The 5,496-nt window shown below is 65.9% G+C and carries 13 protein-coding genes; all 13 read right to left on the bottom strand.

Annotated elements, in window-relative coordinates:
- Positions 1–56: 56 nt before the first annotated feature.
- The 13 genes from rplO to rplP all read right to left on the bottom strand — a co-directional run bounded on the left by rplO (position 57) and on the right by rplP (position 5,405).
- Positions 57–512: a 50S ribosomal protein L15 gene (gene rplO / locus ACWF94_RS13455; RefSeq protein WP_453487487.1), complete on the bottom strand. Its 456-nt coding sequence runs from the start codon at positions 510–512 to the stop codon at positions 57–59.
- Position 513: 1 nt separating this feature from the next.
- Positions 514–696: a 50S ribosomal protein L30 gene (rpmD, locus tag ACWF94_RS13450; RefSeq protein ID WP_073792865.1), complete on the bottom strand. Its 183-nt coding sequence runs from the start codon at positions 694–696 to the stop codon at positions 514–516.
- Positions 696–1,301, bottom strand: a complete 606-nt coding sequence (rpsE, locus tag ACWF94_RS13445; RefSeq protein WP_005313527.1) for a 30S ribosomal protein S5 — start codon at positions 1,299–1,301, stop codon at positions 696–698. The genes rpmD and rpsE overlap by 1 nt, the downstream gene beginning before the upstream one ends.
- Positions 1,302–1,347: 46 nt before the next feature.
- On the bottom strand, positions 1,348–1,731 hold the full coding sequence (gene rplR, locus ACWF94_RS13440; RefSeq protein ID WP_329022220.1) for a 50S ribosomal protein L18: 384 nt from the start codon (positions 1,729–1,731) through the stop codon (positions 1,348–1,350).
- A 3-nt stretch (positions 1,732–1,734) separates the two neighbouring features.
- Positions 1,735–2,274 carry a 50S ribosomal protein L6 gene (rplF, locus tag ACWF94_RS13435; RefSeq protein WP_453487486.1) on the bottom strand — a complete coding sequence of 180 codons (540 nt, stop codon included), beginning with the start codon at positions 2,272–2,274 and terminating at the stop codon, positions 1,735–1,737.
- Between the two features lie 21 nt (positions 2,275–2,295).
- Complete coding sequence (gene rpsH, locus ACWF94_RS13430) at positions 2,296–2,694, bottom strand: 30S ribosomal protein S8 (protein ID WP_453487485.1); 399 nt, start codon at positions 2,692–2,694, stop codon at positions 2,296–2,298.
- A 205-nt stretch (positions 2,695–2,899) separates the two neighbouring features.
- Complete coding sequence (locus tag ACWF94_RS13425; protein WP_003956452.1) at positions 2,900–3,085, bottom strand: type Z 30S ribosomal protein S14; 186 nt, start codon at positions 3,083–3,085, stop codon at positions 2,900–2,902.
- 3 nt (positions 3,086–3,088) lie between these two features.
- Complete coding sequence (gene rplE / locus ACWF94_RS13420; RefSeq protein ID WP_453487484.1) at positions 3,089–3,646, bottom strand: 50S ribosomal protein L5; 558 nt, start codon at positions 3,644–3,646, stop codon at positions 3,089–3,091.
- On the bottom strand, positions 3,646–3,969 hold the full coding sequence (rplX, locus tag ACWF94_RS13415) for a 50S ribosomal protein L24 (protein ID WP_453487483.1): 324 nt from the start codon (positions 3,967–3,969) through the stop codon (positions 3,646–3,648). The genes rplE and rplX overlap by 1 nt, the downstream gene beginning before the upstream one ends.
- 2 nt (positions 3,970–3,971) lie before the next feature.
- Positions 3,972–4,340, bottom strand: a complete 369-nt coding sequence (rplN, locus tag ACWF94_RS13410; protein WP_003956455.1) for a 50S ribosomal protein L14 — start codon at positions 4,338–4,340, stop codon at positions 3,972–3,974.
- Between the two features lie 125 nt (positions 4,341–4,465).
- Entirely contained in the window at positions 4,466–4,762 is a 297-nt protein-coding gene (gene rpsQ, locus ACWF94_RS13405) for a 30S ribosomal protein S17 (RefSeq protein WP_453487482.1), read from the bottom strand.
- Entirely contained in the window at positions 4,762–4,986 is a 225-nt protein-coding gene (rpmC, locus tag ACWF94_RS13400; RefSeq protein ID WP_453487481.1) for a 50S ribosomal protein L29, read from the bottom strand. Before rpmC ends, rpsQ begins: the two co-directional genes overlap by 1 nt.
- Positions 4,986–5,405 (bottom strand): 50S ribosomal protein L16, encoded by a 420-nt coding sequence (gene rplP / locus ACWF94_RS13395; protein WP_053727610.1) that lies wholly within the window; start codon positions 5,403–5,405, stop codon positions 4,986–4,988. The genes rpmC and rplP overlap by 1 nt, the downstream gene beginning before the upstream one ends.
- Between the last annotated feature and the right edge of the window lie 91 nt (positions 5,406–5,496).

The following is a 5,496-nucleotide window of genomic DNA, read 5'->3' as shown; positions in this document are numbered from 1 at the left end:
CCCCATATGAGAGGCATCCCCGGTCGGTTATTCAGCGTTCAGCCACTGAACTTGGCTCAGACCAGTTCGGTGACGGTGCCGCCGGCAGCGGCGATCTTCTCCTTGGCGGAACCGGAGACGGCGTCGACCGCCACCTGCAGCGCCACGGAGACCTCGCCCTGGCCGAGGACCTTGACGAGATGGTTCTTGCGTACCGCGCCCTTGGCGACCAGATCGGCCACCGTGACTTCGCCACCCTCGGGGTAGAGCGAAGCGAGCTTCTCCAGGTTGACGACCTGGTACTCGGTGCGGAACGGGTTCTTGAAGCCCTTGAGCTTCGGGAGGCGCATGTGGAGGGGCATCTGCCCGCCCTCGAAGCGCTCCGGAACCTGGTAGCGGGCCTTGGTGCCCTTGGTGCCACGACCAGCGGTCTTACCCTTGGACGCCTCACCACGACCCACCCGGGTCTTGGCGGTCTTGGCGCCCGGGGCAGGACGGAGGTTGTGGACCCGCAGCGGGTTGTTTTCCGCCATGTCAGTCGACCTCCTCGACCGTCACGAGGTGGCGGACGGTGTGCACCATGCCGCGGAACTCGGGACGGTCCTCCTTGACAACCACGTCGTTCAGCCGCTTGAGGCCGAGCGAGCGCAGGGTGTCGCGGTGGTTCTGCTTGCTGCCGATGTACGACTTCTTCTGCGTGATCTTGAGGCGGGCCATTACGCACCCGCTCCCGCACGTGCACGCAGGAGAGCCGCGGGGGCGACGTCCTCAAGGGGCAGACCGCGGCGGGCCGCGATCTCCTCAGGACGCTGCAGACCCTTGAGGGCCGCCACGGTCGCGTGCACGATGTTGATCGCGTTGTCGGAGCCGAGCGACTTCGACAGGATGTCGTGGACGCCGGCGCACTCCAGAACGGCGCGCACCGGGCCACCGGCGATCACACCGGTACCGGGGGAAGCAGGCTTGAGCAGGACGACGCCCGCGGCCTTCTCACCCTGGATGGGGTGCGGGATGGTGCCCTGGATACGGGGGACCTTGAAGAAGTGCTTCTTGGCCTCCTCAACACCCTTGGCGATGGCGGCCGGCACCTCCTTGGCCTTGCCGTAGCCGACACCGACGGTGCCGTCACCATCGCCCACCACGACCAGCGCGGTGAAGCTGAAGCGACGACCACCCTTCACAACCTTGGCGACGCGGTTGATCGCGACAACGCGCTCAACGTACGCGGTCTTCTCGGCGGCAGCCGCACCGCCGTCACGGCCCTTCCGGTCCCGCCGCTCGCCGCCACCGGCACCGCTTCCGCGGCGCTGGGGTCCAGCCATTGGATCTACCTCTCTCTGTTACGTCCGCTAGCTCCGGAACCGGGGCCTAGAACTTCAGCCCGGCCTCGCGGGCGGCGTCGGCCAGAGCGGCGATCCGCCCGGCGTACTGGTTGCCACCACGGTCGAACACGACGGCCTCGACACCAGCGGCCTTGGCGCGCTCGGCGACCAGGGCCCCGACCTGCTTGGCCTGGGCGCTCTTGTCGCCCTCACCACCGCGGATCGAGGTGTCCAGCGTCGACGCCGACGCGAGCGTGTGGCCCGCGATGTCGTCGATGACCTGCGCCACGATGTGGCGGTTGGAACGCGTCACGACCAGGCGCGGGCGCTCCGGCGAACCGGAGATGCGCTTACGGACGCGGATGTGGCGGCGCTTGATGGCGGCGCGCTTGTACGCGTCACCCTTGGCGATCTTCACACCGTATGCCATGGCTTACTTACCCGCCTTTCCGACCTTGCGGCGGATGACCTCGCCCGCGTACTTGACGCCCTTGGCCTTGTACGGGTCAGGCTTGCGCAGCTTGCGGATGTTCGCGGCGACCTCGCCGACCTTCTGCTTGTCGATGCCCTCGACCGAGAACTTGGTCGGCGACTCGACCTTGAAGGAGATGCCCTCGGGCGCCTCCACCGGGATCGAGTGGCTGTAGCCGAGCTGGAACTCCAGAGCGGAGCCCTTCGCGGCGACGCGGTAACCGACACCGCTGATTTCGAGCGCCTTCTTGTACCCCTCGGTCACACCGGTGATCATGTTCGCCACCAGCGTGCGGGACAGGCCGTGCAGGGCCTTGTTCTGACGCTCGTCGTTGGGGCGGGTGACGCTGAGAACGCCGTCCTCGCCCTTGGCGATCTCGATCGGCGCGGCGACGGTGTGCGAGAGGGTCCCCTTGGGGCCCTTCACCACGACCGTGCGGCCATCGATGGTGACGTCCACACCGGCGGGAACCTGGATGGGGAGCTTGCCGATACGCGACATTGGCTTTTCCTCCGTTCCCGGCTACCAGACGTAGGCGAGGACTTCCCCACCCACGCCCTTCTTCTGTGCCTGCTGGCCGGTGAGGAGGCCGTGGGACGTGGAGATGATCGCCACGCCGAGGCCGCCGAGCACCTTGGGCAGGTTGGTGGACTTCGCGTAAACGCGCAGACCCGGCTTCGAGATCCGCTTGATGCCCGCGATGGAGCGCTCACGGTTCGGGCCGAACTTGAGCTCCAGGACGAGGCTCTTGCCGACTTCGGCGTCCTCGACCTTCCAGCCCGTGATGAAGCCCTCCTGCTGGAGGATCTCCGCGATGTGCGACTTGATCTTGCTGTGCGGCATCACGACGTCGTCGTGGTACGCCGAGTTCGCGTTACGCAGACGCGTCAACATGTCTGCGATGGGATCAGTCATGGTCATGAATTGGCCTTCGGCCTCTCTCGCCGGGGTTTCCTGGTGCGCCATCCCTCTCCCCGCACAGAGGCGGGACGGGTGCGGCACGGGGACCTACGGCGTAGTAAGTCTTACGGGCGACAGGCGCCCAACCCTCCAAGCCTAAGCCATGGAGGGGTGGGCTCCCGCCAACCCTCTGCTTACCGAGAGCGTCAGGTAATCCCGGGAGGGACTACCAGGAGCTCTTGGTCACGCCCGGCAGCTCGCCGCGGTGAGCCATCTCACGAAGGCACACGCGGCACAGGCCGAACTTGCGGTACACGGAATGGGGACGACCGCAACGCTGGCAGCGCGTGTACGCGCGCACGCCGAACTTGGGCTTGCGGGCGGCCTTGGCAATGAGAGCCTTCTTCGCCACGGCTCACGCCTCCTTGAACGGGAAGCCGAGGTGACGAAGGAGCGCGCGGCCCTCAGCGTCGTTGGTCGCCGTGGTAACCACGGTGATGTCCATACCCCGGACGCGGTCGATCTTGTCCTGGTCGATCTCGTGGAACATGACCTGCTCCGTGAGACCGAAGGTGTAGTTGCCACGGCCGTCGAACTGCTTGGGGGACAGACCACGGAAGTCGCGGATGCGCGGAAGCGCGAGCGACAGGGTGCGGTCCAGGAACTCCCACATGCGGTCGCCACGGAGTGTGACGTGGGCGCCGATCGGCTGTCCCTCACGCAGCTTGAACTGCGCGATGGACTTACGGGCCTTGGTGACGGCCGGCTTCTGACCGGTGATCGTGGTGAGGTCCTTGATGGCGCCCTCGATCAGCTTGGAGTCGCGGGCGGCGTCGCCCACACCCATGTTGACCACGATCTTGACGAGACCGGGCACCTGCATGACGTTCTCGTACGAGAACTCCTCACGCAGCTTGTCCTTGATCTCCTCACGGTACTTCGACTTGAGACGCGGAGTGGTGGTGGTAGCCATCAGATGTCCTCACCCGTCCGCTTGGCAACGCGGATCTTGTTGCCCTCGTCGTCGAAGCGGTAGCCGACTCGGGTCACGACCTTCTTGCCGTCCTTCTCCACGACGAGCTGAACATTGCTCACGTGGACAGGGGCCTCGGTGGTGATGATCCCGCCGGTCTGCGAACCACGGGCGGTCTGACCGGCCTTGGTGTGCTTCTTGACCCGGTTGACACCCTCGACCAGGACGCGGTCCTCACGGGGCATGGCCTGGATGACCTTGCCCTGCTTGCCCTTGTCCTTACCGGTGATGACCTGAACCAGGTCGCCCTTCTTGATCTTCATGCTTACAGCACCTCCGGCGCGAGCGAGATGATCTTCATGAACTTCTTCTCGCGCAGCTCACGGCCCACGGGGCCGAAGATACGGGTGCCGCGGGGGTCGCCGTCGTTCTTCAGAATGACGGCGGCGTTCTCGTCGAAGCGGATGTACGAGCCGTCCTGGCGGCGGCGTTCCTTGACGGTGCGAACGATGACCGCCTTGACGACGTCACCCTTCTTCACGTTGCCACCGGGGATCGCGTCCTTGACGGTGGCGACGATGACGTCACCGATGCCCGCGTAGCGGCGACCGGAGCCACCGAGAACACGGATGCAAAGGATTTCCTTGGCACCTGTGTTGTCGGCGACACGAAGTCGCGACTCCTGCTGGATCACGTCTATCTCCTGTTTGTCTGCCGGTTCCCGGCGGGGGGCGCTGAGCGTCCCCCACCGAGCCTGGCGGAACCGACCTGAGGGAGACCCCTCAGGCTGTGTCTGTGGAATTCCCTGACGGGAATGTCCTACTTGGCCTTCTCAAGGATCTCGACGATGCGCCACCGCTTCGTGGCGGACAGCGGCCGGGTCTCCATCAGGAGGACACGGTCGCCGACACCGGCGGCGTTCTGCTCGTCGTGCGCCTTGAGCTTGTTGGTACGGCGGATGACCTTGCCGTACAGCGCGTGCTTCACCCGGTCCTCGACGGCGACGACGACGGTCTTGTCCATCTTGTCGCTGACGACGAGACCCTCGCGGGTCTTGCGGAAACCGCGGGTGGCAGCCTTCGCCGTGTTCTCTTCAGTCACATTGCTCTCGCTCATCAGGCGCTCTCCACCGTCTCGATGCCCAGCTCGCGCTCGCGCATCAGGGTGTAGATCCGGGCGATGTCCTTACGGACGGCCTTGAGCCGGCCGTGGTTCTCAAGCTGCCCGGTCGCCGCCTGGAAGCGGAGGTTGAACAGCTCTTCCTTGGCCTCGCGGAGCTTGCCGAGAAGCTCCTCGCTGCCCAGCTCGCGCAGCTCGTCCGCCTTGGTTCCGGCCGACATCACGCCTCACCTGCCTCGCGCCGAACGATGCGGCACTTCATCGGAAGCTTGTGAGCAGCGCGGGTGAGCGCCTCACGAGCAATCTTCTCGTTCGGGTAGGACAGCTCGAACATCACCCGGCCGGGGTGAACGTTGGCGACCCACCACTCCGGGGAACCCTTACCGGAACCCATACGGGTCTCGGCGGGCTTCTTGGTCAGCGGGCGGTCCGGGTAGATGTTGATCCAGACCTTGCCGCCACGCTTGATGTGGCGGGTCATCGCGATACGGGCCGCCTCGATCTGGCGGTTGGTGACGTACGCCGGAGTGAGGGCCTGGATGCCGTACTCGCCGAACGCGACCGTCGTACCGCCCTTGGCCATGCCGCGGCGCTTGGGGTGGTGCTGCTTGCGGTGCTTGACCCTACGGGGGATCAGCATGTCGGTCAGGCCTCCGTTCCGGTGCTCTCGGCCGGAGCGGCGGCGGACGGCGATCTGCGTGCGGATGTCGACATACGGCTCGCGACGAGGC

The sequence above is a fragment of the Streptomyces sp. NPDC055078 genome (assembly GCF_053607985.1).
This window is presented reverse-complemented; position numbering and strand designations above follow the sequence as displayed.

What these genes read in the sequence shown, in the direction of transcription:
- rplO (WP_453487487.1), bottom strand. Translation starts at nt 512, where the DNA reads ATGGCGGAAAACAACCCGCTGCGGGTCCACAACCTCCGTCCTGCCCCG.
- rpmD (WP_073792865.1), bottom strand. Translation starts at nt 696, where the DNA reads ATGGCCCGCCTCAAGATCACGCAGAAGAAGTCGTACATCGGCAGCAAG.
- rpsE (WP_005313527.1), bottom strand. Translation starts at nt 1,301, where the DNA reads ATGGCTGGACCCCAGCGCCGCGGAAGCGGTGCCGGTGGCGGCGAGCGG.
- rplR (WP_329022220.1), bottom strand. Translation starts at nt 1,731, where the DNA reads ATGGCATACGGTGTGAAGATCGCCAAGGGTGACGCGTACAAGCGCGCC.
- rplF (WP_453487486.1), bottom strand. Translation starts at nt 2,274, where the DNA reads ATGTCGCGTATCGGCAAGCTCCCCATCCAGGTTCCCGCCGGTGTGGAC.
- rpsH (WP_453487485.1), bottom strand. Translation starts at nt 2,694, where the DNA reads ATGACCATGACTGATCCCATCGCAGACATGTTGACGCGTCTGCGTAAC.
- rplE (WP_453487484.1), bottom strand. Translation starts at nt 3,646, where the DNA reads ATGGCTACCACCACCACTCCGCGTCTCAAGTCGAAGTACCGTGAGGAG.
- rplX (WP_453487483.1), bottom strand. Translation starts at nt 3,969, where the DNA reads ATGAAGATCAAGAAGGGCGACCTGGTTCAGGTCATCACCGGTAAGGAC.
- rpsQ (WP_453487482.1), bottom strand. Translation starts at nt 4,762, where the DNA reads ATGAGCGAGAGCAATGTGACTGAAGAGAACACGGCGAAGGCTGCCACC.
- rpmC (WP_453487481.1), bottom strand. Translation starts at nt 4,986, where the DNA reads ATGTCGGCCGGAACCAAGGCGGACGAGCTGCGCGAGCTGGGCAGCGAG.
- rplP (WP_053727610.1), bottom strand. Translation starts at nt 5,405, where the DNA reads ATGCTGATCCCCCGTAGGGTCAAGCACCGCAAGCAGCACCACCCCAAG.